Annotated in this window: 21 protein-coding genes and 1 tRNA gene; 3 read left to right on the forward strand and 19 right to left on the reverse strand. The window is 69.0% G+C overall.

Going from position 1 to position 25,859, the window contains the following annotated elements; translation table 11 throughout:
• Window positions 1–21: 21 nt before the first annotated feature.
• The 4 genes from ACWGIH_RS03350 to ACWGIH_RS03365 form a co-directional block, all read right to left on the reverse strand.
• Entirely contained in the window at window positions 22–1,443 is a 1,422-nt protein-coding gene (locus ACWGIH_RS03350; RefSeq protein ID WP_453444365.1) for a GH1 family beta-glucosidase, read from the reverse strand.
• A 136-nt stretch (window positions 1,444–1,579) separates the two neighbouring features.
• On the reverse strand, window positions 1,580–2,392 hold the full coding sequence (locus tag ACWGIH_RS03355; protein ID WP_363309594.1) for a carbohydrate ABC transporter permease: 813 nt from the start codon (window positions 2,390–2,392) through the stop codon (window positions 1,580–1,582).
• A 131-nt stretch (window positions 2,393–2,523) separates the two neighbouring features.
• Window positions 2,524–3,528: a carbohydrate ABC transporter permease gene (locus tag ACWGIH_RS03360; protein WP_453444367.1), complete on the reverse strand. Its 1,005-nt coding sequence runs from the start codon at window positions 3,526–3,528 to the stop codon at window positions 2,524–2,526.
• Between the two features lie 5 nt (window positions 3,529–3,533).
• Window positions 3,534–4,847: an ABC transporter substrate-binding protein gene (locus tag ACWGIH_RS03365; RefSeq protein ID WP_453444369.1), complete on the reverse strand. Its 1,314-nt coding sequence runs from the start codon at window positions 4,845–4,847 to the stop codon at window positions 3,534–3,536.
• A 314-nt stretch (window positions 4,848–5,161) separates the two neighbouring features.
• Here ACWGIH_RS03365 and ACWGIH_RS03370 point away from each other — a divergent pair, with 314 nt between their 5' ends.
• Complete coding sequence (locus ACWGIH_RS03370; protein WP_453444370.1) at window positions 5,162–6,217, forward strand: LacI family DNA-binding transcriptional regulator; 1,056 nt, start codon at window positions 5,162–5,164, stop codon at window positions 6,215–6,217.
• Window positions 6,218–6,281: 64 nt separating this feature from the next.
• On the opposite strand, the gene ACWGIH_RS03375 is transcribed toward ACWGIH_RS03370, so the two are convergent.
• The 4 genes from ACWGIH_RS03375 to ACWGIH_RS03390 form a co-directional block, all read right to left on the reverse strand.
• Window positions 6,282–6,354: transfer RNA gene (locus ACWGIH_RS03375), tRNA-His, on the reverse strand.
• A gap of 111 nt (window positions 6,355–6,465) precedes the next feature.
• Window positions 6,466–7,068, reverse strand: a complete 603-nt coding sequence (gene orn / locus ACWGIH_RS03380; protein ID WP_453444372.1) for an oligoribonuclease — start codon at window positions 7,066–7,068, stop codon at window positions 6,466–6,468.
• 10 nt (window positions 7,069–7,078) lie between these two features.
• Window positions 7,079–8,317, reverse strand: a complete 1,239-nt coding sequence (locus ACWGIH_RS03385) for a GlxA family transcriptional regulator (protein ID WP_453444373.1) — start codon at window positions 8,315–8,317, stop codon at window positions 7,079–7,081.
• A gap of 438 nt (window positions 8,318–8,755) precedes the next feature.
• Window positions 8,756–9,055 carry a hypothetical protein gene (locus tag ACWGIH_RS03390; RefSeq protein WP_453444375.1) on the reverse strand — a complete coding sequence of 100 codons (300 nt, stop codon included), beginning with the start codon at window positions 9,053–9,055 and terminating at the stop codon, window positions 8,756–8,758.
• 568 nt (window positions 9,056–9,623) lie between these two features.
• Between ACWGIH_RS03390 and ACWGIH_RS03395 the strand changes: the two genes are divergently transcribed.
• A complete protein-coding gene (locus tag ACWGIH_RS03395; RefSeq protein WP_361836208.1) occupies window positions 9,624–10,148 on the forward strand; it encodes a universal stress protein in 525 nt (174 codons plus the stop codon).
• 272 nt (window positions 10,149–10,420) lie between these two features.
• Here the strand turns inward: ACWGIH_RS03395 and glmS are convergent, their stop codons facing one another.
• The 3 genes from glmS to ACWGIH_RS03410 all read right to left on the reverse strand — a co-directional run bounded on the left by glmS (window position 10,421) and on the right by ACWGIH_RS03410 (window position 13,483).
• Window positions 10,421–12,238: a glutamine--fructose-6-phosphate transaminase (isomerizing) gene (glmS, locus tag ACWGIH_RS03400; RefSeq protein ID WP_453444376.1), complete on the reverse strand. Its 1,818-nt coding sequence runs from the start codon at window positions 12,236–12,238 to the stop codon at window positions 10,421–10,423.
• A gap of 10 nt (window positions 12,239–12,248) precedes the next feature.
• Window positions 12,249–12,506 (reverse strand): hypothetical protein, encoded by a 258-nt coding sequence (locus tag ACWGIH_RS03405; RefSeq protein ID WP_453444378.1) that lies wholly within the window; start codon window positions 12,504–12,506, stop codon window positions 12,249–12,251.
• An 86-nt stretch (window positions 12,507–12,592) separates the two neighbouring features.
• The gene (locus tag ACWGIH_RS03410; protein ID WP_453444380.1) at window positions 12,593–13,483 is read right to left on the reverse strand and encodes a DUF4429 domain-containing protein; all 891 of its coding nucleotides are present in this window, start codon (window positions 13,481–13,483) and stop codon (window positions 12,593–12,595) included.
• 129 nt (window positions 13,484–13,612) lie between these two features.
• Between ACWGIH_RS03410 and ACWGIH_RS03415 the strand changes: the two genes are divergently transcribed.
• On the forward strand, window positions 13,613–15,235 hold the full coding sequence (locus ACWGIH_RS03415; RefSeq protein ID WP_453444381.1) for a beta-N-acetylhexosaminidase: 1,623 nt from the start codon (window positions 13,613–13,615) through the stop codon (window positions 15,233–15,235).
• 84 nt (window positions 15,236–15,319) lie between these two features.
• Here ACWGIH_RS03415 and ACWGIH_RS03420 read toward each other — a convergent pair whose 3' ends face one another.
• The 8 genes from ACWGIH_RS03420 to ACWGIH_RS03455 form a co-directional block, all read right to left on the reverse strand.
• Complete coding sequence (locus ACWGIH_RS03420) at window positions 15,320–17,086, reverse strand: IucA/IucC family protein (RefSeq protein WP_453444382.1); 1,767 nt, start codon at window positions 17,084–17,086, stop codon at window positions 15,320–15,322.
• A complete protein-coding gene (locus ACWGIH_RS03425) occupies window positions 17,083–17,658 on the reverse strand; it encodes a GNAT family N-acetyltransferase (protein ID WP_453444383.1) in 576 nt (191 codons plus the stop codon). Before ACWGIH_RS03425 ends, ACWGIH_RS03420 begins: the two co-directional genes overlap by 4 nt.
• Window positions 17,655–18,947 carry a lysine N(6)-hydroxylase/L-ornithine N(5)-oxygenase family protein gene (locus tag ACWGIH_RS03430; protein ID WP_453444385.1) on the reverse strand — a complete coding sequence of 431 codons (1,293 nt, stop codon included), beginning with the start codon at window positions 18,945–18,947 and terminating at the stop codon, window positions 17,655–17,657. Before ACWGIH_RS03430 ends, ACWGIH_RS03425 begins: the two co-directional genes overlap by 4 nt.
• Window positions 18,931–20,379, reverse strand: a complete 1,449-nt coding sequence (locus ACWGIH_RS03435) for a pyridoxal phosphate-dependent decarboxylase family protein (RefSeq protein WP_453444386.1) — start codon at window positions 20,377–20,379, stop codon at window positions 18,931–18,933. Before ACWGIH_RS03435 ends, ACWGIH_RS03430 begins: the two co-directional genes overlap by 17 nt.
• Window positions 20,380–20,602: 223 nt before the next feature.
• Entirely contained in the window at window positions 20,603–21,640 is a 1,038-nt protein-coding gene (locus ACWGIH_RS03440; protein WP_453444388.1) for an ABC transporter substrate-binding protein, read from the reverse strand.
• Between the two features lie 126 nt (window positions 21,641–21,766).
• A complete protein-coding gene (locus ACWGIH_RS03445) occupies window positions 21,767–22,921 on the reverse strand; it encodes an acyl-CoA dehydrogenase family protein (RefSeq protein WP_453444390.1) in 1,155 nt (384 codons plus the stop codon).
• A 6-nt stretch (window positions 22,922–22,927) separates the two neighbouring features.
• Window positions 22,928–23,869 carry a hydroxymethylglutaryl-CoA lyase gene (locus ACWGIH_RS03450; RefSeq protein ID WP_453444527.1) on the reverse strand — a complete coding sequence of 314 codons (942 nt, stop codon included), beginning with the start codon at window positions 23,867–23,869 and terminating at the stop codon, window positions 22,928–22,930.
• A gap of 20 nt (window positions 23,870–23,889) precedes the next feature.
• The gene (locus ACWGIH_RS03455; RefSeq protein WP_453444392.1) at window positions 23,890–25,836 is read right to left on the reverse strand and encodes an ATP-binding protein; all 1,947 of its coding nucleotides are present in this window, start codon (window positions 25,834–25,836) and stop codon (window positions 23,890–23,892) included.
• Between the last annotated feature and the right edge of the window lie 23 nt (window positions 25,837–25,859).

A 25,859-nucleotide genomic window follows, 5' to 3' on the forward strand; every position in this document is an offset into this window, starting at 1 on the left:
TCGGGCTCCCGGTCCCGCGGGTCAGCCCGCGACGTACTCCCGCGGCAGCTCACCGCTGGACGCGACACCCGCGTACCAGTGGGCGCTGGACTTGGGGGTGCGGGCCTGCGTCTCGTAGTCGACGTACACCGCGCCGAAGCGCTTGCTGTAGCCGTACGACCATTCGAAGTTGTCCAGCAGGGACCACAGGTAGTAGCCGCGGACGTCGGCGCCGTCCGTGATGGCGCGGCGTACGGCGGCCAGGTGCCCGTGCAGGTAGGCGATGCGCTCGGGGTCGTGGACGCGGCCCTCCGGGTCGGGCTTGTCGTCGTAGGCCGCGCCGTTCTCGGTGACGTACAGCGGCAGGCCGGGCGCCTCCCGGGTGTAGCGCATGATCAGGTCGTGCAGCCCCGTCGGGTCGATGGTCCAGCCCATCTCGGTGCGGTCGCCAGGGGTCTGGTGGAAGGCCACGTCGTCGGAGCCGGGCCACGGCGAGTGGTCGCTGGCGCCGTGTCCGTCGTTGCGCGCGTTCGCCGTGTCGTTCCGGGCGGCCGAGACCAGCGCGGGCGTGTAGTAGTTCAGGCCGAGCGCGTCCAGCGGCTGGTGGGCGGTGGCCAGGTCGCCGTCCTGCACGAAGGACCAGTCGGTGATCCTGGCCGTGTCCCGGAGCAGATCCGCGGGGTAGGCGCCGTGCAGCATCGGGCCGTGGAAGACGCCGTTGGCGAGGTTGTCGATGCGGCGGCGGGCGTCCTGGTCCTCCGGGCTGTCCGAAACCGCCCTGACCACCGAGGAGTTGAGGCTTACCGCCACCCGGGCGCGGGCCGGGAGCGCGGCACGCAGCGCCTGGGTGCCCAGGCCGTGCGCGAGGTTGAGGTGGTGCGCGGCCTGCAGCGCGGCCGCCGGGTCGGTGCGGCCGGGCGCGTGCACGCCGGAGCCGTAGCCGAGGAAGGCGCTGCACCACGGCTCGTTGAGCGTGATCCAGGACTCGACGCGGTCGCCGAGCGCCTCGGCGACGAAGCCCGCGTACTCGGCGAACCGGTAGGCGGTCTCGCGTGCCGGCCAGCCGCCCGCGTCCTCCAACTCCTGCGGCAGGTCCCAGTGGTAGAGGGTCAGGGCCGGCTTGATGCCCTTGGCGAGCAGCTCGTCGACGAGCCGCCGGTAGAAGTCGAGGCCGCGCTGGACGGCGGGGCCGCGTCCGGTGGGCTGCACCCGCGACCAGGACACGGAGAACCGGTAGGCGTTCAGACCGAGGTCCGCCATGAGCGCCACGTCGTCGCGGTAGCGGTGGTAGTGCTCGACGGCGACATCACCGGTGTCGCCGTCGACCGTTTTGCCGGGCGTGTGGCTGAAGGTGTCCCAGATGGAGGGGGTGCGGCCGTCTTCACGTACGGCGCCCTCGATCTGGTACGAGGACGTGGCGGCACCCCAGAGGAAGTCGGCCGGAAAGGCAAGGGATTCAGGCATGGAAGCGCTCCCATGGGAAGGGGAAAAGGGCAAGAGGGACAAGAGGGGAAGCGGACAAGAGAGATGGGCGGATGGCCAGGACCGAGGTGGCGGCGGCTCGGCCCTGGCGGGGGAGGACTCGGCGGGCGGTCGGGCCTCAGCCCTTGACGGCGCCCTGCATGATGCCGCTCACGATCTGCTTGCCGAAGAGGATGAACGCCAGGAGCAGCGGCAGGGTGCCGAGCAGAGCGCCCGCCATGATCACCGCCCGGTCCGGGATGTAGCCCGTACCGAGGGAGTTGAGCGCCACCTGCACGGTGGGGTTCGACTGGTTCAGCGCGATGATCGGCCAGAGGAAGTCGTTCCAGGCCATCACGAACGTGAGCAGGCCGAGCACCGCCATCGCGGGCCGTGCCGCGGGGAACACCACGTGCCAGATGATCCGCAGACTGCTCGCCCCGTCCATCCGCGCCGCCTCGATGAGCTCGCTCGGCAGCGCCTGCAGCAGGTACTGCCGCATGAAGAACACCCCGAAGGCGCTCACGAACGTCGGCAGGATCACCGCCTGCAGCTGATTGGTCCACTGCAGGTCGGCGACCCACAGATAGAGCGGTACGACACTCAGCTGCGGCGGCACCATCATCGTGCCGATCGTCAGGAGGAGCAGCAGCCCGCTGAACTTGAACTTCAGCTTGGCGAAGGCGAATCCGGCGATCGTGGAGAACAGGACGGTGCCGATGGTGATGCTGCCCGCCACGATCGTGGTGTTCAGCATCGCGTCGCCCAGGCTCGCCTCGGTCCAGGCCCGCTCCAGGTTCTTGAAGAGGTTCCCGCCGAACCACAGGGGCGGCGGTGTCTGGGCGAGCCGCCCGCTCGTACGGGACGCCGCGATCGCCGTCCAGATCAGCGGGGCCAGCGAAACGGCCGTGAACAGCGTGAGCACGACGTAGGTCCACGGGCCCGCGTGCATCGTGCGCCCGGCCTTGAGCCCCAGCGAACGGCCCGACTTCGGGCGCGGCGCGGGAGCGGACTTCGGGCTCGTGATCACGTCGGTCGGCGGGTCCGACGCGAGGTCCGTCGTCGGGCCCGAGGTGCGGGACTTCATTGGGCCTTCCTCAGACGTCGGGCGATCAGCAGATTGACCGCGGCGATGAGCAGCAGGATCGCGAGCATCAGCCAGGCGACGGCCGAGGCCCGGCCCAGATGGCCGTTGATCCAGCCCTGGTCGTACAGATAGAGACCAAGCGTCTGGAACTGGTGGTCCGCGCCGCCCTTGGACCCGGCCGTGCCGCCGAACAGCAGCGGCTCACCGAAGAGCTGGGTCGCCCCGATGGTCGAGACGACCACCGTGAACAGGATCGTCGGACGCAGCATCGGGATCGTCACGTGCCGGAACTGCTGCCAGCGCGAGGCACCGTCCAGCGACGCCGACTCGTACAGGTCGTGCGGCACGGCCTGCATCGCCGCCAGATAGATGAGCGCGTTGTAGCCGGTCCACCGCCAGATGACGATCGACGACACCGCGAACTGCGAACCCCACGACGACTCACGCCAGTTGACGGGGTCGATGCCGACGGACCCGATGATCCAGTTGACCATGCCGCCGTCCCACGCGAACAGCAGCGTGAAGACCAGCGAGGCGCTCGCCACCGACGTGGCGTACGGAGCGAGCATCGCGACGCGCCACAGGGTGGAGCCGCGCAGCTTGTAGTTGAGCAGGTGCGCGATGCCGAGCGCGACGGCGAGCTGGGGGACCGTGGCGATGACGCCGATGGTGAAGGTGTTGCCGAGCGCGTTCCAGAAGTACTCGCTCTGCAGCAGGTTGCTGTAGTTCTCCAGGCCGATCCAGGTGCTGCCGTCGAGGTCGGTGAGCGACAGGCGGTGCAGCGAGGCCCACCCGGTGTAGAGCAGCGGGAACAGCCCGAAGGCACCGAAGAAGAGGAAGAAGGGGGCGACGAAGACGTACGGCGACGCCTTTATGTCCCAGCGGTACAGGCGACTGCGCCACGAGGACGTGGGGGAGGACGTGCGCCTCCCGGACGCGGCCGGGGCCGCGCCCCCCTCTTCGGGGGACGCGGTCTCGGCGTACTCAGCGGTCTCGGACATGCGCGTCACTGTCCCAGAACATCCTTGATCTCCTTCTGCGCGGCCTCCCAGCCCTCAGCCGGAGACTTGCCCTGTTGCTCCACCTGGAGCACACCGATGTCCGTGATGGACTGGCCGATCTGGGCGTCCTTCAGGCCGTAGATGGCCGAAGGGGTGTTCTTCGCGATGTCGGCGAAGATCTCCGTGATGGGCGCGTCACTGAAGTACGCCTTGGTCGCCGGGGACGGCTTCAGCGTGTCGTACGCCGACGGGGTGGAGGGGAAGCTGGCCTGCTTGGCGAAGACCTTGGCGAGCTGCTCGGGCTGCGTCAGCCAGACGGCGAGCTCGGTCGCCTCCTTCTTGTGCTTGCCCGCGCTCGGCACGCCGAGGAAGGTGCCGCCCCAGTTGCCGTCGGTGGGCGCCTTGGCCATGTCCCACTGGCCCTTGCCCTCCGGTCCTGTCTTCTCCTGGATGTAGCCGGCCATCCACGCGGGGCAGGCGACGGTGGCGAACTTGGCGTTGGCGAAGCCCTGGTCCCACGTCGGGTCGAACTGCTTGAGCTTGGACGACATGTCGCCCTTCGCGACCTTCATCGCCGCGTCCCAGGCGTCCTTGCGGCCCTGGCTCTTCTCGTAGATCTCCTTGCCGCTCTTGTCGTAGTACCGCTCGGTGGCACCGGCGAAGACCGCGTTGTAGACACTGGAGGCGGAGTCGACGAACTTGGTCTCGCCGGGGGCCTTCTTCATGTACTTCTCGCCGAGCGCGACGTACTTGTCCCAGTCGCCGGCCCACTCCTTGGCGAGCTCCTCGCGGTCGGTGGGCAGACCGGCCTTCTTGAAGAGGTCCTTGCGGTAACACAGCGCCGTCGGGCCGATGTCGACGCCGAGGCCGACCGTCTTGCCGTCCTCGGTGGTGGCCTGCTTCCACTTCCAGTCGAGGTAGGTGGACTTGTCGACGCCCTCGGCCTTGCTCAGGTCCTCGAACTTGGCGCCCTGGGTCTGTACGACCTCGGTGATGTTGCTGACCTCGATGGCGGCGACGTCATTCACGCCGGCGCCCGACTGGAGCTGGGTGAGCAGCTTCGGATAGTAGGCGTCGTTCCGCTCGATGACGTTCTCTTTGATCTTGATGTTCGGGTGCGACTTCTCGTACTCCTCGTAGAGACCGGCCTGCTTGAGGCCCAGCACACCGAACGTGCCCACATTGAGCGTGACCTTGCCGTCGCCGCCCTCCGCGCTGCTGTCGTCATCGCTGGAACAACCGGCCAGCAGGCTGCCGGCCAGCGCGGTCACGGCCGCGAAGGCCACCAGCCGACCGGGTCGGCGGGAACTCGTTCGCATTACGTCCTCCTGTTGCCTGACGTGCCGACCCCCCGGCCAACTGCACTTCTTGCCCCGTTGCTTGACTCTTCGGCTCGGGCGGGGAACGTGCGGGATGTGTACGTGTCAGGTACTGTGGGAGCGCTCCCACAAGTGATGAGTTGAAGAGTCGTGGCTGGGAGCGGGGGTGTCAAGGGACCGGACATAGAGATATGTCTTCAGTTATCGGGCTGTTACGAGGAGGCCCGCGCGGACGGTCCATCCGATCGGCGAAGATCAGGCTGTTACATTCCTCTACATTCCTCGCCCGGGGGAAGTGCGACGGGAGGCGGACAATGCCAGCTCACGGACCGCGCGGCCGCAGCGGCGGACGACCGACCCTCGAGGAGGTCGCCGCGAGGGCGGGAGTGGGCCGCGGGACGGTCTCCCGGGTGATCAACGGCTCGCCGCGGGTGAGCGAGGCGACCCGGACGGCCGTCGAGGCCGCCGTCGCCGAACTGGGTTACGTACCGAACACGGCGGCCCGCGCCCTGGCCGCCAACCGCACCGACGCCATCGCCCTGGTCGTGCCCGAGCCCGAGACCCGCTTCTTCGCCGAGCCGTACTTCTCCGACGTCCTGCGCGGGGTCGGCGCGGAGCTCGGCGAGACGGAGATGCAGCTCCTCCTGATCTTCGCCGGGAACGACCGCAGGCGCCAACGCCTGGCCCAGTACCTCGCGGCCCACCGCGTCGACGGCGTCCTGCTCGTCTCGGTGCACGCCGACGACCCGCTGCCGGACCTCCTGGCCCAGCTGGAGATCCCCGCGGTGATCAGCGGCCGCCGCTCGGCCGACGAGCAGCTGCCCTCGGTCGACTCGGACAACTTCGCCGGGGCCCACTGTGCGGTCGAGCACCTCCTGTCGCGCGGCCGCACACGGATAGCCACCATCACGGGCCGCCTGGACGTCTACGGCGCCCAGCGCCGTCTGGACGGCTACCGCGCGGCGCTGTCGGACGCGGGCCGGCCCGTGGACGAGCGGCTGATCGCGCCGGGCGACTTCACGGAGGAGGGCGGCCGCAGGGCGATGACGGAGCTGCTCGCGGCCTTCCCGGACGTGGACGCGGTGTTCGCGGGCTCCGACGTGATGGCGGCCGGCGCCCGCCAGGTCCTGCGCGAGGCCGGGCGCCGGATACCCGACGACGTGGCGCTGGTCGGCTTCGACGACTCGGCGATCGCCCGCCACATGGACCCGCCCCTGACGAGCGTGCGCCAGCCGATCGAGGAGATGGGCCGCGCGATGATCGATCTCCTGCTCGCCGAGATCGCCGACGACCGCCCGGCATCGGCCCGCCGCCTGGAGCACCGCCAGCTGGTCCTGCCCACGGAACTCGTGGAGCGGGCGTCGTCCTGAGCGCCCCGGGCGAGGAACGAAGAAGGCCCGGTCCGCTTTCGCGGACCGGGCCTTGATCATTCAGGGTGAGTGACGGGACTTGAACCCGCGGCCACCTGGACCACAACCAGGTGCTCTACCAACTGAGCTACACCCACCATGTCCGGTCGTTCTGCGTTCTTCTGACCGGCCGAGAAAAAGTGTACAGGGTCCGAAGGGGTGCTCGCGCACGCGTTTTCCGGACCCCGTACGAGGGGCGGTCGCGGAGGTTACTCCGCGGGCAGCACATGCTTGGCCGCGATCGTTTTCGCGGTGTCCGAGTCCGGTCCGGGCTGCGGAACGAAGATCGCCTCGCGGTAGTAACGCAGCTCGGCGATGGACTCGCGGATGTCGGCGAGTGCCCGGTGGTTGCCGTTCTTGTCCGGGCTGTTGAAGTAGGCCCGGGGGTACCACCGCCGGGCGAGCTCCTTGATGGAGGACACGTCGACGATGCGGTAGTGGAGGAACTCCTCAAGCGTCCGCATGTCACGCAGCAGGAAACCGCGGTCGGTGCCGACCGAGTTGCCGCAGAGCGGCGCCTTCCGCGGCTCCTTGACGTGCTCACGTACGTACGTCAGAACCTGCTCCTCGGCGTCGGCCAGGGTCGTGCCCGAGGCCAGTTCGTCGAGGAGCCCCGAGGTGGTGTGCATCTTGCGCACCACCTCGGGCATGGTCTCCAGCGCCGCGTCCGGCGGGCGGATCACGATGTCCACACCTTCGCCGAGCACGTTCAGTTCCGAGTCGGTGACCAGTGCGGCCACCTCGATAAGTGCGTCATCCGTCAACGAGAGCCCGGTCATCTCGCAGTCGATCCACACCATGCGATCGTTCATGCGTCTTACCCTACGGCGCGCTCCTCTGGCCGGGCAGTGGCGGACGTCCTGGCGCGTACACATCCGAGTTCGGCTTTCCCGGCTCCGCGGTCAGCGAGGCCGACGGGCCGATGGCACTCGCGGCCGCCGTACGCCGTGTCTGCGAGGGCACGGGTCCCGTGCCCTCCGCGTTCACCGTCGCCGTGGCGGGCACGGACGCCGCCGATTCGAGCAGTGCCCGCTCACCCCCCTGCGGCCTGCGGGCGCGGTAAGCGGCCCGGTAGGCGGCCGGCGACGAGCCGAGCTGGCGCCGGAAGTGGCCGCGCAGGGCCACGGGCGAGCGGAAGCCGCAGCGGCCCGCGACCTCGTCGACGGAGTAGTCGGAGGTCTCGAGCAGCCGCTGTGCCTGCAGCACGCGCTGAGTGATCAGCCACTGCAGGGGAGCGCTCCCGGTCAGCGAGCGGAACCTGCGGTCGAAGGTCCGCCTGCTCATGTACGCGCGCGCGGCCAGGGTCTCCACGTCGAACTGCTCGTGGAGATGTTCCAGGGCCCAGGCGACGACCTCGGCGAGCGGGTCGGCGCCGATCTCCTCAGGTAAAGACCTGTCGAGATAGCGCTCCTGGCCGCCGGCCCGGCGCGGAGGCACGACGAGCCTGCGGGCGAGCGCGCCCGCCGCCTCGTTGCCATGATCCGTGCGCACGATGTGCAGGCACAGATCAATTCCGGCCGCTGTCCCCGCGCTGGTGAGCACGTCGCCGTCGTCGACGAAGAGCTCACGCGGATCCACATGGACGGACGGATACCGCTTGGCCAGCGTCGGTGCGTACATCCAGTGCGTGGTCGCCGGACGGCCGTCGAGCAGACCGGCCGCGGCGAGCACGAACGCCCCGGTGCAAAGCCCCACGATGCGGGCGCCCTCTTCGTGCGCGCGGCGCAGCGCGTCGAGTGCCTCCGGCGGTGGCGGTGATGTGATCGACCGCCAGGCCGGCACCACGACGGTGCCCGCACGCCCTATCGCCTCCAGGCCATGGGGCGCGGTGAGTTCGAGCCCTCCGGTCGTACGCAGCGGTCCCTCTTCACCGGCGCAGACCAGCAGCCGGTAGCGGGGAACCCCGGCGTCCTGCCGGTCGATCCCGAACACGGAGAGCGGTATGGAACTCTCGAAGATGGGGCCACCGCTGAACAGCAGCACCGCGACAATCTCCCTGCGGCGGCGTCCGGAGAGTTTCCGCGACGCGGCTTCTTGCACGGCAGTGGAGTCGTGGCTCATGGTGCTAAGCCCCCCTCGGTCGTCGCGGCTCCCTGTTCTTGGCGTGCTCTGTCTCTGCGTGTCCTGCGTTCTCGGCGCTCTTGGCGTTCCTGTCGGACCTGTCGCTCCTGCACGTTTCCCCTCGGTCCTCCACCAGTCCCCCGCCGTAATACAGTCATGATCGAATCTACTGCGTCCCGTGCTGCCGGGGTGACCAGTTAAGGACCCGGCACTATGTCGACATGGCAACTTGGCGTGAAGCAGTCGATCACGAAGCGTTGCACTCACGGGCGTTGCTGGGAAGTGCGCCTCAGCTCCGTGGCCGGTCCCCGTAGGGTTCAGGCGCCCTCCACATGCCTTTCAGCCCTGGTGGGACCGGGGTTGAGTACCCCTTCGGCCAAGGAATGCATGGCCATAGGAAGTTGGCTGAAAAGTTACGGGTAGGTGCGCGTGAATCGGTCAGTCCACCGGCGCTGACCCACCAGCATGCCGACCGCCCCTGTGCGCCCCCGCGGCCGTCCGTCCGTGCCGCCCGCGGCGCTCCTGGCCCTGCTCCTCGACCAGCCGCGCCGCCCCCCGCTCGGACTGTCGCAGAAGCAGCCGGCAGACGCCCGTCACGGCCAGCAGCCCGAGGGCCGAACCCGCGGCTCCCGCCAGCGAGGTCCCGTACCCCACGAGGACGACGGGAACCAGGAAGCAGCTGAAGGCCGCCCAGCGCACGACATCGCTCGCGGAGTCCTGCAGGGGGGTAGGGGGCATCTCCTCGGCGCGTGGCGCGGGGACGCCCCCGCGCGGGCGTTCACGCGCCCCCTCGGGTGGGCGCCGGTGGCCCTGCGTCGTCACGCGTGAGGGTGTCGTGGCTCGTGAGGTCGTCGTGACTCGTGAGGACACTGGCGGCGGTCCAGGCACGGCGGGCTCCCTGTGGCGGTGGGGTACCGAGGTTCAACGCGTGGTCACGCGGCCGGTCACTGGCGTGAACCGGGTGGCCGACGACAGCCCCACGAGTGGGTGCGCAAACCGCCTGTACGGGGCAGCAACCATTGCCATACGGGCGACGCTCATGCATGCTCCGGTGAACGCCGTGAGGCTCCCGCAGGGCCGGTAGCAAGCTCTGGGCAGGAGAGGAGTGTCGCCGTACCCTTGGGGGTATGGGGTTGGGAAGATGATTCCCGGACACAGCTCCGGTGGTCGCCGCTCCACCCAGTCCCTGCCCGATCCTGTCCGCACTTGCCCGATCTGCTCCATACTGCTCTTTACCGACCACACTGCGCCGTACGACCCGAACAGAGCCGACCCTCCCACAGAGGACTCCTTCGCCGAGACACCCATGGCCGGTCACGAATTCTCCGAACCAGCGGACCGCAAGCGGCAGGTCGCCGATCCCACGGCGACCCCCCAGGCGGCGGAACAACCACGTCATTCCTGCGATCCGGCCTTCCGGCACGGAGTCGTCGTCGGATTCGACGGCTCGACCTCCAGTGAGCGCGCTCTCTCGTACGCGATCGGGATGGCCCATCGCTCGGGCTCGGGCCTGATCATCGTGCACGTCGCCAACCGGCTCCCCACCACGGTGTGGGCGGGCTGCGAGCCACCGGTCTTCGTCGACGTCCCCGATCACCGCACCGAAGTGCTCGGTCTGGAACTCGCCTGTGCGGACTATCTGGCCGAGGTGCCGTGGATCCTGGTCGAGCGCGGCGGCGACATCTGCCACGAGCTCGAAGAGGTCGGCCGGGAGTACTCCGCGGACGCCATCGTCGTCGGATCGACGCACGGGATCGTGGGGCGCATCTTCGGCTCGGTCGCGGGCCGGCTCGCGCGCCGTGCGCAACGCCCCGTCGTGGTCATTCCGTAACGGCCCTCCGTCCCAGGTGGGATGAGGGTGGCGAGGCGTCAACTTCCCTTGTGTGTAGATAAATCTACTCGTGCGTAGAGGTGCTTTGTGTCCTTGTGAAGGGTACGTACAGGGGCACGACCACCTGCCGACCGGGCAGTGACGGCTTCCGGCCAAGGCAGGCGCGGGTCGGGGGAATGGGCGCCCCTGGCCCCTGAAGAACGACCCCTCGCACGCTTGGTGGCACGCGCGAGGGGTCGTTCATTTCCGGATGTCCGATGTCCGTGGCGGGACTACTCGACCGTGACCGACTTGGCCAGGTTGCGCGGCTTGTCGATGTCGCGGCCCAGGGCCAACGCCGTGTGGTAGGCGAGGAGTTGGAGCGGGATGCCCATCAGGATCGGGTCGAGCTCGTCCTCGTTCTTCGGGACGAGGATGGTCTGGTCGGCCTTCTCCTGCTCCTGGTGCGCGACCGCGAGGATCTTGCCGCTGCGGGCCTTGATCTCCTCCAGGGCGGCGCGGTTCTTCTCCAGGAGGTCGTCGTCCGGGACGATCGCGACCGTGGGGAGCGCGGGCTCGATGAGCGCGAGGGGGCCGTGCTTGAGCTCGGAGGCGGGGTAGGCCTCGGCGTGGATGTACGAGACCTCCTTGAGCTTGAGGGAGGCCTCGCGGGCGACGGGGTAGCCCCGTACGCGCCCGATGAAGAGCATCGAACGGGCGTCCGCGTACTGCTTGGCGATCTTCTTGATCTCCTCTTCCTGCTTGAGGATCTCCGAGATCTGGCCGGGCAGCTTGCGCAGGCCCTCGATGATCCGCTTGCCGTCGGAGACCGACAGGTCACGGATGCGGCCCAGGTGCAGGGCGAGCAGGCCGAAGGCGACCGTGGTGTTGGTGAAGCACTTGGTGGAGACGACGCAGACCTCCGGGCCCGCGTGGACGTAGACGCCCGCGTCGGCCTCACGGGCGATCGCGGAGCCGACGACGTTCACGACGCCGAGGACGCGGGCGCCCTTGCGCTTCAGCTCCTGGACGGCGGCCAGCACGTCGTAGGTCTCGCCGGACTGGGAGACCGCGATGTAGAGGGTGTCGGGGTCCACGACCGCGTTGCGGTAGCGGAACTCGGACGCGGGCTCCGCGTCGGCGGGGATGCGGGCCAGCTCCTCGATCATCTGGGCGCCGATCATGCCCGCGTGGTACGAGGTGCCGCAGCCGAGGATCTTGACGCGGCGCACCTTGCGGGCGTCGTGCGCGTCCAGGTTCAGGCCGCCGAGGTGCACGGTGGAGAAGCGGTCGTCGATGCGGCCGCGCAGGACGCGGTCCACGGCGTCGGGCTGCTCGAAGATCTCCTTGTGCATGTACGTGTCGTGGCCGCCCATGTCGTACGACTCGGCCTCCCACTCCACGGTGGTCGGCGAGGCGGTCGTGCGGGAGCCCTCGGTCGTGTACGTGCGGTAGTCGTCGGCCTTGATGGTGGCCATCTCGCCGTCGTCGAGCGTGACGACCTGGCGGGTGTGCGAGACGAGCGCGGCGACGTCCGAGGCGACGAACATCTCCTTCTCGCCGATGCCGAGGACCACGGGCGAGCCGTTGCGGGCGACGACGATGCGGTCGTTGAAGTCGGCGTGCAGGACGGCGATGCCGTACGTGCCCTCGACGTGGCGCAGGGCCTCGCGGACCTTGTCCTCCAGCTTGTCCGCCTGGGCGCGGGCGATGAGGTGGGTGAGGACCTCGGTGTCCGTCTCGGAGAGGAACTCGACACCGTCGGCGCTGAGCTTGGCGCGCAGCTCGGAGGCGTTGTCGATGATGCCGTTGTGGACGACGGCGACCTTGTTGTCACCCGACATGTGCGGGTGGGCGTTCTCGTCGGACGGGGCGCCGTGGGTGGCCCAGCGGGTGTGGGCGATGCCGGTGGTGCCCTTGAAGCGGGCGGGCACCTTCGCCTCCAGGTCGCGGACGCGTCCCTTCGCCTTGACCATCTTCAGGCCGGTGGCCTTGGGGCTGGTGATGACGACGCCCGCGGAGTCGTAGCCGCGGTACTCCAGGCGCTGGAGGCCTTCGAGGAGGAGGGGGGCCACGTCACGCTTGCCGATATAACCGACGATTCCGCACATAGAGGGTGTCCTAGCCGTAGATGATGCGACGCAGCTGCCGGAGGGTGAGCTCGGGCGGCGCGACCGCGCGGTATGTGAGATCCGCCGAGACCTGTTCGAAGATCGCCGCGTTCAGCAGGCCCTGACCTTGCAGTTCGCGGTGGCGGCGACGGACGAATTCTTCGGTCGTCTCGTCGAAGTAGGCGAGCACGTCCTGGATGACCCGCAGCGCTTCGCCCCGCTGGAGCGGGGTGCTGCGGGTCAAGTGGTCCACCAGGTCGTCGTGCATTCGTTGATCCTGAAGGAAGAGCCCTCTACGTGCAACAATCCTGCCCGGAATCGGGCACGGGTGCGTCAAAAACTGGCCCCGACGGCTTACATCCGCTTCAGGATCGCCTGCTTGGCGGCGGCGAACTCCTCATCGGTGAGTATCCCGGACTGGTGAAGCTCCCCGAGCTCCCGCAGTCGCCGCAGCAACGCGTCATGATCGTCCTCCGCCGGGGCGGGCGCGACAGCCGCAGGCAGGGGGCCCGCAGTCCGCGGGGACTCCGCGAGGCCCGGCGCCCCCGCCGGATGAGGCAACCGCACCTGTACGGCGGCGGCGACCAGCGCCATCAGCGGGTCCTTCTTGAAGCCCCACAGCTCGACCGAGTTCGGGTCGTACTTCGGCGGGGCCTTGGTGGGCGCGTGCCGGACGCTGAAGCGGAGGTAGCCGTTCTCCAGGCCCACCGCGGGCTGCCACTCCACCGCCGCGACCTCGGAGAGGGACAGCGTGCGCGTACCGGACGCCGACTTCGCCTCCTCCGTCTTCCAGTTCCACTCCAGGCGGATGGTCTCGCCGTCGAAGCCGGCCGTGCCGTCCCCCGCCGAGACCGAGAGCGGCACCGACGGGCCCGGCAGCAGATAGCTGTCGCAGGGCGCGGCCGGCACCTGCTCGAGCAGCAGCGCGTTGCGGACCTCGTCCACGACGTACTCCGCGACCCCATAGCGGTCCGCGTCCACCGTGAGCTGATACGGATCGGCGGCATCCCCGAGCTTGCCCCCCGCGGCCTGCAGCAACGGGTCGGCGCCGTCCCGCAGCCGCAGCCTCAGACGCCCCGACTTCTTGCCCTGTTCGAACGCGATGCCCGCCAACGCGCCCAGCGGCACGGCCAGTTCCCCCAGCGCCTTGCGCAGCAGAGACACGTTCTTGTCGCGTCCCGGCACCAGGCGCAGCGTCTCGCCGTCGAAGGTCCAGGTCCCGTCGCGCTGGATGATTTCCGCCATGGGAGGATTCTTCCACTGGCAGGCGGCCGAAGTGGTCTACACCCTTGACCCACCCCGGGGCGCAAGGTACCCATGGTGACCGTTCGATTGCGATGCACCACAGTGATGGCCCGTCGAAGGGACCCGCTCGTGAGACAGCACCAAAGATCGACCCGCCTGTTCGGCTCGTTGCTGCTCGTCGCCGCGGCAGGCTTCTCGTCCGTGGCCGCCGCGCCCGTCGGTGACGGCGGAGCACCGGAGGCGGCCGCTGCCACCACACCGACCCCGCTCGGCCAGGTCGTTCCGGCCCCCGCGTCCGCCGACCCGGGCGGATCCCCGTACGCGATCAACTCCAAGACGCGCATCAGGGTCGACGACTCGCGCGACGCCCGCCGGATCGGCGGCTATCTGGCGGACGTCCTGCGCCCCTCCACCGGCTACCCCCTGAAGGTCACCGACGACGAGGGCCGCGACGGCATCCGGCTCCGGCTCGACGCCAAGGACAAGTCCCTGGGCAACGAGGGCTACCGCCTCGAATCGAGGCGCGGTTCCGTCACCATCACGGCCCGCAAGCCCGCCGGGCTCTTCTACGGCGTGCAGACGCTGCGGCAGCAACTGCCCGCCGCCGCCGAGAAGAAGACGAAGCAGAAGGGCCCCTGGCTGGTCGCGGGCGGCACCATCAAGGACGCGCCCCGCTACGCGCACCGCAGCGCGATGCTCGACGTGTCGCGGCACTTCTTCTCGGTCGACAAGGTCAAGCGCTACATCGACCAGATGTCGCTCTACAAGGTGAACAAGCTGCATCTGCACCTGAGCGACGACCAGGGCTGGCGCATCGCCATCGACTCCTGGCCCAGGCTCGCGACGTACGGCGGCTCCACACAGGTCGGCGGCGGCAAGGGCGGTCACTACACGAAGGCCCAGTACAAGGACATCGTCCGGTACGCGGCATCCCGCCAGCTCGAAGTGGTCCCCGAGATCGACATGCCGGGCCACACGAACGCGGCGCTCGCCTCGTACGCCGAGCTGAACTGCGACGGCGTCGCGCCGCCGCTCTACACCGGCACCGAGGTCGGCTTCAGCTCGCTCTGCGCCAAGAAGGCGGTCACGTACGACTTCGTGGACGACGTCATCCGCGAGATCGCCGCCCTGACGCCCGGCAAGTACATCCACATCGGCGGCGACGAGGCGCACTCCACGAGCCACGAGGACTATGTGGAGTTCATGAACAAGGTGCAGCCCGTGGTCGCCAAGTACGGCAAGACCGTCATGGGCTGGCACCAGCTGACCGGCGCCACGCCCGCCAAGGGTGCCGTCGCGCAGTACTGGGGCTACGACGCCACCGGCGCCGCCGAGCGCGAGCAGGTCGTGAACGCCGCGAAGAACGGCACCAAGCTGCTCCTCTCGCCGGCCGACCGCTCCTACCTCGACATGAAGTACAACAAGGACACCCCGCTCGGCCTCTCCTGGGCGGGCCTGGTCTCGGTGCAGCGCAGCTACGACTGGGACCCGGGGACGTACCTGAAGGGCGCGCCCGCGGACTCGGTCCTGGGTGTCGAGGCGCCGCTGTGGTCGGAGACGCTCTCGACCTCGCAGCACATCGAGTTCATGGCGTTCCCGCGGCTGCCCGGCATCGCCGAGCTCGGCTGGTCGCCCGCCTCGACGCACGACTGGGACACGTACAAGGTGCGGCTCGCCCGGCAGGGACCGCGCTGGGACGCGATGGGCATGGACTACTACAAGGCCTCCGAGGTGCCCTGGCCCTCGAAGTGACGCACGCCTGAGCACCTGAGCACGAGAGCGGGGCTCCCGGGGACCGTCCCGGGAGCCCCGCTCGGCTCATGAGGTGACCGCCTCCTACGCGATCGGGTTCTTCAGCGTCCCGACCAGCTGGAGCGCGCCCGCCGGGTCGGCGAGGTCCACCATCTGCTCGTTGTCCCGCAGCTGGAGCCGGTTCAGGCAGGACCGTGCGAACTCCGGGGCGAACATGTCGTACTGCTTGAACTTGTCGGACAGCTGGGGTGTGGCCTCCTGGTACGTCGTCACGCACTCGGCGACGGCGCCCCAGAACGTCTCCTCGTCCACCAGGCCCTCGGTGACGAGGTTCGCGGACAGGAAGCGGAAGAAGCAGTCGAAGACGTCCGTGAAGATCGACAGGAGTTTCTGGTCGTCGGGGACCTCGACCCGCAGCCGCTCGACCGCGGGCGGAAGGACCGCGTCCGGGTCCATGACCGCGATCTCCTCGGCGATGTCCTTGAAGATCGCCCGCTGTACGACGCCGTCCTTCAAAACCAGGATGACGTTCTCGCCGTGCGGCATGTAGACGAGGTCGTACATGTAGAAGCTGTGAAGCAGCGGCGTCAGGTAGGCGTGCAGATAGCCGCGCAGCCACTCGGCGGGGGTGAGCCCGGAGCGCTCGATGAGGGCGCCCGCGAAGGACGCGCCCTCCATGTCCGTGTGCAACAGGGAGGCCATGGTGGCCAGTTGCTCGCCCTCGGCCAGCGAGGGGACGGGGCTCTCGCGCCACAGCGCCGCGAGCATCTTGCGGTACGGGGAGTAGCGGTCGGTCGCGGCCTCGTACTCCAGGTGGCGATAGCCGACGGCCGCGCGCTCGCGGATGATCGTCAGGCCGGTCGACTTCAGGGTCTCGTCGGTGTCGATGAGGCCCGCGAGCCAGTCGTTGATCGCCGGGGTCGCCTCCATGTACGCGGCCGAGAGCCCGCGCATGAAGCCCATGTTGATGACCGAGAGGGCCGTTTTGACGTAGTGCTTGGCCGGTTCGCTCTTGTTGAAGAAGGTACGGATCGACTGCTGGGCGAGGTACTCGTCGTCGCCCTCGCCGAGGCACACCAGGTGCCGCTGCGCGACCTCGGCCGCGAAGGTCACGGAGAGTTTGTTCCACCACTGCCAGGGGTGCGCCGGGATGAGGAGGTAGTCGTCCGGGTCCAGGCCCTGGTCACGGAGTGTGCGGTCGAAGCGGTCCAGGGTCTCCTGGCCGAGCTCGGCCCGCAGGAACGACTCGTAGTCGATGCCGGCGCCCGCGGTGAACGCGGCCCGCTGCTTGCTCGCGGCCAGCCACACGAGCCGTACGGGGCTCGCGGTCTCGGGGGCGTACGAGAGGTACTCGTGCACGCCGAAGCCGAGCCGGCCGTTGTTGGCGACGAAGCAGGGGTGGCCCTCGGTCATGCCCGTCTCGATCTCCTGGAAGCCGGAGCGGGAGAGCTCGGCGGCCGGGATCGCGGGCTTGGTCAGTTTGTAGCAGGTGCCGGAGAGGGTGGAGGAGATCTCCTCCAGGTAGACGGGCAGGATCTCGTCGCTCAGGCCCAGTGCCGTACGCAGCTCGATGAAGAAGTCGAGCGCGTTCAGCGGGAGTTCGGTGCCGTCGCGGTGCCGGGAGATCGAGTCGGCGTCCACCTGCCAGTGGTCGAGCCGCAGCCGCTTGGCGGTGAAGCGGTAGCGGGTCAGGGCGTCGTCGCTGCGGATGACGTATTTGTCCTCGCCCAGGGGCTCCGGGGTGAAGAGCCTCTCGTGGGAGAACTCGGCGATGGCTTTGCGGATGAGGAGGCGGTTGGCCTGCTCCCAGCGCTCGGGGGAGAGGTGCGCCGTTGCGTCGGACAGGGTCATATCGCCGATTCCCTTTCGCGTACTGCTTGTTCGCTGCGACTTTCGAAGAACTGCTCGCGGGTGCAGAAGCTCAGCAGAGCCTTCTTCTCCGGCTTCTGGATGACTTCGGCGGCGCGGAAGCCGACGGCCTCGTTGAGGGCGTGCACGGCCGTGTTGTCGACGTCCGGCTCGACCACGACACGCGCGGTCGCCGGGTCCTCGAAGAGCGTCGCCATGACCTTGGTGATCACGTCACGGGTGAAGCCGGGGATGCGGACGTCGGAGGGCGCGGTGAGGAAGTGCATGCCCACGTCGCCGGGCTCGGGGTCGTAGAGCCCGACCAGCTCGACGTATCTGGGGTCGTAGCGCTCCATCAGGAAGGCGGGGACGCCTTTGTGCAGGCCGATGAACGCGTCGTGGTGCTCATGGGCGGCGATCGCCATGTACTCGCGCTCGACGTCCGGCAGCGTCGCGTCCTGCATCATCCAGAACGAGGCCTTGGGGTGGGTGACCCAGCCGTGCAGGAGCTCGGCGTCCTTCAGGGGGTCGAGGGGGCGGAGGGTCAGCTCCGGATCCGTGGTCGGGTTGCTCATACGGCGAACTCCTGGAACGCGATGGACTTCTCGACGGGGTAGTACTCGGCGCCGAGCAGCTCACCGATGATGTACGCGTTGCGGTACGGGCCCATGCCCAGGTCGGGGCTGGTCAGCGAGTGGGTGTGCACGGCGCCGTTCTGCAGGAAGATGCCGCGCCCGGTGGTGTCGATGGAGTAGTTGCGGGCGACCTCGAAACGGCCGCGGCCGTCCCAGCGGATCCGGTCGCGCACGGGCTCCAGGAAGTCGGGCGTGACGTACTGGTAGCCGGTGGCCAGGATCAGGCCCTCGGACTCCAGCTCGAAGTCCTTGCCCTGCTCGTCCTGGTGGAGGCCCAGGGTGTAAGTGCCGTTCTCGTGACGGGCGCTCTGCAGCGAGGAGTTGGTGAGGAGGCGCGTCGGCACCGGGCCGCCGAGGTTCTTCTGGTAGAGGAGATCGAATATCTCGTTGATCAGGTCGCCGTCGATGCCCTTGAAGAGCGTCTTCTGCTGATCCTGGAGGCGGTAGCGGGTCGCTTCCGGCAGCGCGTGGAAGTAGTCGACGTACTCCGGGGAGGTCATCTCCAGCGTCAGCTTGGTGTACTCCAGGGGGAAGAAGCGCGGGGAGCGCGTCACCCAGTTGAGCTTGTAGCCGTGGACGTCGATCTCGCTCAGGAGGTCGTAGTAGATCTCGGCGGCGGACTGGCCGCTGCCGACGAGCGTGATCGACTGCTTCTTCTGGAGCTCCTGCTTGGACTGCAGATAGCGGGAGTTGTGGATGAAGTCGCCGCCGAGACCCGCGCACGACTCGGGGATGTGCGGCGGGGTGCCGGTCCCGAGGACGAGGTGGCGGGCGCGCAGGGTGTCACCGGTGGAGGTGTGCACGACGTACAGGTCATCCGCGTACGTCACCTCCGTCACCGTCGTGCCGAAGCGGACCGAGGAGAGCTTCGCCGCCGCCCAGCGGCAGTAGTCGTTGTACTCGGTGCGCAGCGGATAGAAGTTCTCGCGGATGTAGAAGGAGTACAACCGCCCCGCTTCCTTCAGGTAGTTGAGGAAGGAGTAGGGGGACGTCGGGTCCGCGAGGGTGACGAGGTCCGACATGAACGGGGTCTGGAGGTGAGCGCCCTCCAGGAACATGCCCGAGTGCCACTCGAAGTCCGGCTTGGACTCCAGGAAGAGTCCGTTCAGCTCGTCGATGGGTTCGGTCAGACAGGCGAGGCCGAGGTTGAAGGGGCCGAGGCCGATACCGATGAAGTCCAGCGGTTCCACTGATTCCAGTGGTTCTCGGTGGTCAGGAAGCGCGGTCAAGGGTCTCTCCCAGGTACTGCTCGGCGTGGCCGGCGATCAGATCGAGGACGGCCGTGATGTCGGCGACCGTGGTCTCGGGGTTGAGCAGGGTGAACTTGAGGTACTGACGCTCGCCGACCTTGGTGCCCGCGACGACCGCGTCACCGGAGGCGAACAGGGCCTTGCGGGCGTACAGGTTGGCGCGGTCGATGGCGGACGGGTCGCAGATCGACTCGGGGATGTAGCGGAAGACGAGCGTGGAGAGCTGGGGCTCCACGACGACGTCGTAGCGGGGGTCGGCGGCGAGCAGCTGCCAGCCCTCGTCCGCCATGTCGCAGACGGAGTCGAAGAGCTCGCCGATGGCGTCGGCGCCCATCACGCGCAGCGTCATCCACAGCTTGAGGGCGTCGAAGCGGCGCGTGGTCTGCAGGGACTTGTCGACCTGGTTGGGGATGCGCTCCTGCACCATGCGGCGCGGGTTGAGGTACTCCGCGTGGTACGTCGCGTGGCTCAGCGTCGACCTGTCCCGCACCAGGACGGCGGAGGAACTCACCGGCTGGAAGAAGGACTTGTGGTAGTCGACGGTCACGGAGTCGGCGCGCTCGATGCCGTCGATGAGGTGACGGTTCTTGCGCGAGGCGAGCAGACCGCAGCCGTACGCCGCGTCGACGTGCATCCAGGTGCCGTACTGCTCGCAGAGCTCGGCGATCTCGGGGAGCGGATCGATGGAGCCGAAGTCGGTGGTGCCCGCGGTGGCGACGACCGCCATGGGGGTGAGGTCGTTCTCGCGGCAGCGTTCCAGCTCGCGGGCGAGCGCGACGGTCTGCATGCGCTTGTTGTGATCGGTGGGGATGACGATCACGGCGTCCTCGCCGAGGCCGAGCAGGGTCGCGGCTTTCTGGATGCTGAAGTGGCCGACCTCGGAAGCGAAGATGCGCAGCTCGGTGGCCGGCTTTCCGGCCTTGGCGGCTTCCTCGCGGGCGAGCAGCATGGCCTGGAGGTTGGACTGCGAGCCACCGCTGGTGAACACGCCGTCGGCGGCCGGGCCGAGCCCGATGCGTTCGGCGGTCCAGTCGATGAGGCGGCGCTCGATCAGGGTGCCGCCGGCGGATTGATCCCAGGTGTCGAGGGAAGAGTTGACCGCGGAGAGCACCGCCTCGCCGAGCACGGCCGGGATGACGACCGGGCAGTTGAGGTGCGCGAGGTAGCGGGGATGGTGGAAGTACACGGCGTCGCGCAGGTAGAGCTCGTCGAGCTCGTCCAGGGCGGCGATGGTGTCGTGCAGGGGCTCGTCCAGGTCGACGGCCTCGATGCGGGGCGCGAGGTCTTCGACGGAGACGCCGGTAAAGGGGCGTGAGGTGGTGGCGATTCTGGCCGCCACCCGCTCGACTCCTTCGGTCACGGAGCTGCGGTAACGCTCCGCGGTGGTGTCGTTGAGCAGGTGCGAGCGCATGAACTTCCTCTGGGTGAGGGGACTTGGGGGAAGTGAGGTAAGCCTAACCTAACTACCCCGGTGGTTAAACCCAGGGGGTCCCTGCGGTCACAAAGAGGCAGGAAAACGGAACAGCCCTCTCCGGAATGCGGAGAGGGCTGTGGTGCGTGGCGTCCGGGAAGGCGGGTCAGCGGGTCGGTTGGTGGTCAGTTGGGCCCGTGGAGGGTCAGCTGACCGCGGAGGGTCAGCTGACCTTCTTCGCCTTCTCGATCGCGTCGGCGAGGTCCTCGAGGATCGGGGCGCACTTGTCGTACGAGTAAATGGGCTCGGTGACGCGGGGGATGATCTGGCCGGCCTTGACCGCGGGCAGCTTCGCCCAGGTCGGCTTCTCGATGTCGGCGGGCTGGATGGTGGCGGTGCGGTTGTCCATCATGATGATGTCCGCGTCGTGCTTGTTGACGTTCTCCCAGCTCAGGTTCTCGAACCAGCCGCCGCTCGCCTTCTTGGCGGCCTCGGACGGCTCGACGAAGTTGACGCCCAGGGACTTGAAGTACTCCAGGTCCGCGGAGAGGTTCGTCCCGGAGACGTAGAAGATGTCCTGGCTCGCCGAGCCGACGAGGACCTTGATGTCCTTGTTCGCCTTGGCGACCTTGCGCAGCCGCTCGGCCGCGGCCTCGAAGCGCTTTTTCGCCTTGACGACCTTCTCGGCCTTCACGTCCGCGCCGAGCGACTCGGCGAGCGCGAGCAGGCGCTGGAGGGGCTCGGTCATCTTGCGGTCGTAGACGCTGACGCCGACGCTCGGGGCGAGCTTGAGGATCTTGTCCTTGCTCTCCTCGGGAACGGACCAGAGCGTGCCCGCGTCGTCGAACATCGTGGAGACGAGGAGGTCGGGAGCGAGGCCCGCGTACTTCTCGATGTTGAACTTGCCCCACTCGTTGCCGAGGATCGTCACCTTGCTGACGTCCATGTCGCCGGCCTGGACATCGGCCTTGCCGTCCTTGGTCTTCGTGGGGCCGAAGACGCCCTTGACCTCGATGCCGTAGTCGAAGAGGGCGGCGGCGACGCCGGTGAAGGCGACGATGTTCTTCGGGGTGCCCTTGGCCTTGGCGGTCGTGCCGCGGTCGTCCTTGAAGCTCCAGGGACCGGAGTCACCGGAGTCCGCAGCGCCCGAGTTGTCCTTCTTCTCGTCTCCGCAGGCTGCCAGCAGGGCCGTCAGGCCGAGGGCTCCGCCTGCGGCGAGAATGCCGCGGCGGGAGGGCTGGGGGAGGCGGGAGTGGGGCATGAGGGTCTCTGCTTTCGTGAGGACGGCGACACGGTGGGGCCACTGGCCGGAACTAGCGCTTAGGTTAACCTAACCTAAGGTGCTGTCCAGTGGCCCCCGCGGGCGCCTTCCCCGACGCGGACGTGGTTATCCCGCGAATCCCAGTTCCCTGGCGATCAGCATGCGCTGCACCTCGCTGGTGCCCTCGCCGATCTCCAGGATCTTGGAGTCCCGCCACATCCGGGCCACCGGATACTCGTTCATGAAGCCGTACCCGCCGTGGATCTGGGTGGCCTCGCGCGCGTTGTCGACGGCGACCGTGGAGGAGTAGAGCTTCGCGATCGCTGCCTCCTTCTTGAAGGACTCGCCGCCGACCAGCCGCGATGCCGCGTCCCGCCAGCCGGCCCGGGCCATGTGCGCCCGCATCTCCATGTCGGCGATCTTGAACTGGATCGCTTGGTTCGCCCCGATCGGCTTGCCGAAGGCGTGCCGCTCCTTGGCGTACTTCACGGACTCGTCGACGCAGCCCTGCGCGAGGCCCGTCGCGAGCGCGGAGATGGCGACCCGGCCCTCGTCGAGGATGCGCAGGAACTGGGCATAGCCGCGGCCCTGTTCACCGAGGAGGTTCGCCGCGGGCACTCGGACGTCCGCGAAGGACAGCTCGCGGGTGTCCGAGGCGTTCCAGCCGACCTTCGAGTACGGAGCCGCAACCGTGAACCCGGGGGTCCCGGACGGCACGATGATCGAGGAGATGAGCGGACGGCCGTCCGGCTTGCGGCCGGTGACGGCGGTGACCGTGACCAGGCCCGTGATGTCGGTGCCGGAGTTGGTGATGAAGCACTTGGAGCCGTTGATCACCCACTCGTCGCCGTCGAGCACCGCGGTCGTGCGGGTGCCGCCCGCGTCCGAGCCGCCGTCCGGCTCGGTCAGGCCGAAGGCGCCCAGGAGTTCACCGGAGCAGAGCCGCGGCAGCCACTCCTGCTTCTGCTCGTCCGTGCCGAAGAGGTGGATCGGCATGGCGCCGAGCGAGACGCCCGCCTCCAGGGTGATCGCCACGGAGGAGTCCACCCGCGCCAGCTCTTCGAGCGCGATGCCCAGGGCGAGGTAGTCGCCGCCCATGCCGCCGTACTCCTCGGGGAAGGGCAGGCCGAACAGGCCCATGCGGCCCATCTCGCGGACGATCTCGTACGGAAACTCGTGGCGCTCGTACAGGTCGCCGATCTTCGGGGCGACCACCTCGTGCGCGAACTCCTCGACGGTGCGCCGGAGTTCCTCGTGCTCAGGGGACAGACGGTGGTCCATCGTTCTTCACTGCTCCTGGTGGGAGGTGCCCGACAGGGCACGGACGGTGCGGGAGGGGCTGGGTCGGCCCAGTTGTTCGGCCATCCACGCGCTGGTGGCGGTGAGCTTGCCGAGATCGACGCCGGTCTCGATGCCGAGGCCGTCGAGCATCCATACGAGGTCTTCGGTGGCCAGGTTGCCCGTGGCGCTCTTCGCGTACGGGCAGCCGCCGAGGCCGCCCGCGGAGGAGTCGACCGTGCGCACGCCGTGCTGCAGGGCGGCGAGGGTGTTGGAGAGTGCCTGGCCGTACGTGTCGTGGAAGTGCACGCCGATGCGGTCCGTCGGCACGCCCTGCTCGTTCAACTCGGCAAGCAGGGCGAGGACATGGCCCGGGGTGGCCACGCCGATGGTGTCGCCGAGGCTCAGCTCGTCGCAGTCCATGTCGAGAAGGGCCTTCGCGGTGCGGACGACCTGGGCGATGGGCACCGGGCCCTCCCACGGGTCGCCGAAGCACATGGAGAGATAGCCGCGCACCCGCACGTCCTGCTCGCGGGCACGGGCCACGACCGGCTCCGACATGGCGAGCGCCTCGGCCATCGTGCGGTTGAGGTTGGCCTTGGCGAAGGACTCCGTGGCGCTGACGAAGACGGCGATGCCGCGGACGCCGAGCGCCAGCGCGCGGTCGAGGCCCCGGTCGTTCGGCACCAGGACGGGGAGCTGCGCCACCGCGTCCTGTTCGAGGTCCCGCACCAGGGGGAACAGCTGCTCGGAATCGGCCAGTTGGGGAACCCACTTGGGGTGCACGAAGCTGGTCGCCTCGACGGTCGTGAGGCCCGCGGCGGCGAGGCGGCGGATGAACTCCGCCTTAATCTCGGTGGGGACGACCGCCTTCTCGTTCTGCAGGCCGTCCCGTGCGCCCACCTCGTAGATCCGGACGCGGGGCGGGAGGCCCGGGGCGGGGACGGCCATCGGGAGCGCCGTGGGGAGCGTCACTTCTCCTCCTGCGGGGTCTCGTCGGGGATCACCACGGCCAGGACCTGGTCCATGGCGACGGTCGAGCCCGGTGTGACGTCGAGCTCGCTGACGGTGCCCGCGTGCGGGGCGGAGATGACGTGCTCCATCTTCATCGCCTCCACCACCACGAGGCTCTGCCCCTGGGTCACGTGATCGCCGGTGGACACCTTGACGACCGTGACCGTGCCGGGCATGGGGGCCGTGAGGGCGTCGGCCCCGCTGTGGGCGGCTCCGGTGAGGCTCGCCTCCACGGGGTCGTGGTCCTGGACGTGCCAGGCGTCGCCGTCCCTGCCGAGCCAGTCGGCGGCGCGGTGGAAGGTGTGGGCGACGCCGTCCACGTGGACCGTGACGCGGCCGGGCTCCACGGTGCGCGGGCCCTCGCCCGCGATGTGCGCCACGGGTTCGTGTCCCGGCACGCGCAGGCTGTGCGCCAGGGGGGCGGGGGTGCCGCCGAGGCGCCAGCTGGTCGGGGCCGAGAAGGGGTCGCGCCAGCCGTCACCGGTCGGTTCGAGGGCGGCGGTGCGGACGGCTGCCGCCGCTTCGTACACCTCGTCGGGCACCCCTTCGGGGACGAGGCCGTCCGCTTCGCGTTCCACCAGGCCGGTGTCCAGCTCCCCGGACACGACCGCCGGATGGGCGAGGAGGCGCCGCAGGAACCCCGCGTTGGTCGGAACGCCCAGGGTGACCGTCTCCGCGAGCGCGGCCCGCAGCTTGCGCAGGGCGGTCGGGCGGTCGGGGCCGTACGCGATGACCTTCGACAGCATCGGGTCGTACAGACTCCCGACCTCCGTGCCCTCGCTCAGGCCGGAGTCGGTCCGCACCCCGTCGCCCTGGGGCTCGTGCAGGGCGAGGACGGTCCCGCCCGACGGCAGGAAGCCACGGGAGGGGTCTTCCGCGCAGACGCGGGCCTCGATGGCGTGGCCCGTCAACGTGATGTCCTGCTGTCCGTACGGCAGTTCCTCGCCGGCTGCGACCCGCAGCTGCCACTCCACCAGGTCGAGGCCGGTGATCAGCTCCGTCACCGGGTGCTCCACCTGGAGGCGGGTGTTCATCTCCATGAAGTAGTACGACGCCGGGTCCTTGCCCGGCACGATGAACTCCACGGTGCCCGCGCCCGCATAGCCGCAGGAGCGCGCCGCCTGGACCGCCGCCTCGCCCATCGACGCGCGCGTGGCCTCGTCGAGCAGGACGCTGGGGGCCTCCTCGATGATCTTCTGGTGGCGTCGTTGGAGCGAGCACTCGCGCTCGCCGAGGTGGATCACGTTCCCGTGGCCGTCCGCGAGGACCTGGATCTCGATGTGCCGGGGGCGGTCGATCCAGCGCTCCACGAGCAGCGTGTCGTCACCGAAGGAGGACCGCGCCTCGCGACGGGCGGCGGCGATCTCGTCCGCGAGCAGCGAGGCGTCCCGCACGAGCCGCATGCCCTTGCCGCCGCCGCCCGCCGACGGCTTGAGCAGTACCGGCATGCCGATCTCCCGCGCGGCGTCTGCCAGTTGGCCGTCGGTCAGACCGCTGCCCGAGGAGCCGGGGACCACCGGGACCCCGGCAGCCTTGACCGTCTCCTTGGCGCGGATCTTGTCGCCCATCAGGTCGATCGCCGAGGCGGGCGGACCGATGAAGACCAGGCCGGCGTCCGCGCAGGCCTGCGCGAAACCGGCGTTCTCCGCCAGGAAGCCGTACCCCGGATGGACCGCCTGGGCGCCGCTGCGGGCCGCCGCTTCGAGCAGCCGCTCGGCCGAGAGATAGCTCTCCGAGGCCGGGGCCGGGCCCAGGCGCACGGCCGTGTCCGCCTCCCGCACATGCCGGGCGTTCGCGTCCGCGTCGCTGAAGACGGCGACCGAGCGCACGCCGAGGGCGCGCAGCGTCCGGATGACGCGGACGGCGATCTCGCCCCTGTTGGCGACCAGAACCGTGTCGAACATCGTCCCTCTCCCCGGGGTGGTCC

Source organism: Streptomyces sp. NPDC054872 (assembly GCF_053610705.1).